At 47.7% G+C, this 1,066-nt stretch carries 1 protein-coding gene; it reads left to right on the top strand.

Going from position 1 to position 1,066, the window contains the following annotated elements; translation table 11 throughout:
* On the top strand, positions 1 to 1,066 hold a 1,066-nt coding region (locus A3756_RS21595; protein ID WP_156490672.1), incomplete at both ends, for an alkyl/aryl-sulfatase.

Raw genomic sequence — 1,066 nt, 5'->3', positions numbered from 1 at the left:
TGTTGATGGCATAGGTTCGGTCGAAGGTTTTTCCCCCGCCACCCAGATAACACAAAAAATGAATCAGGCTGTCGAAGCGCAACTTCCCCTCAAAGATTCTGAAGATATCGCACAATCCAAACGAGGCTTCATAGCCACGGTAGAAGGCCTTCAAGTATCCGCCTCCGGAAAATTGGCCTGGAACACAAAGGCCTATGAGTTCATACAAGGACAAGCTCCTGCAACTGTAAATCCTAGTCTTTGGCGGCAGGCGGGACTCAACAACAGGCATGGTTTGTATCAGTTATCAGAGGGGATATATCAGGTTCGTGGTTTCGATCTGGCCAATATGACCGTGATTCGTGGAGAGACGGGCTGGATCGTGATAGACCCGTTAACCACAGTGGAAACGGCACGCGTGGCAATGAAACTGGTAAATGATCAATTAGGAAAAAGACCCGTTAGCGCCATTTTGTTCACCCATTCTCATATTGATCACTTTGGCGGTGCCCATGGCATTGCCTCTCCAGAACAAGTCAGCCAACAGCAACTTAAAGTGATCGCGCCAGAAGGCTTTATGGAAGAGGCCACCAGTGAAAATGTGGTGGCAGGCATGGCAATGGGACGTCGCTCTATGTACATGTACGGAAAGCGATTACCTAAATCTGAAAGAGGGCATGTGGGCTCTGGCTTAGGTAAGGAACCTGCGTTTGGTCAGTTCACTATCTTAGAACCCAATGTGCTGATTTCCGAGAGTGGTGAACGTCATGAGATCGACGGCGTGACATTTGAATTTCAGGTGGTATCCGGTTCAGAAGCACCTGCAGAATTTACTTTCTATCTTCCTGAGTTCCGAGCCTGGTGTGGCGCTGAATTGGTTTCGCGTAATCTCCACAACCTATATACCTTGAGAGGGGCTAAAGTGCGCGATGCTTTGAAGTGGAGCGGTTATATTCATGATGCCATTCAATACGCAGAGAAAAGTGACCTCTATTTTGGCAGTCACCACTGGCCGATATGGGGCAGTGAAAAACTGGTGACATTTCTTAAAGCTCAACGGGATACTTATAAATATATCCATGATCAG

Source organism: Oleiphilus sp. HI0086, from assembly GCF_001635225.1.
The sequence above is the reverse complement of the archived record's forward strand: the minus strand, read 5'-3'. Positions and strand labels throughout refer to the sequence as shown.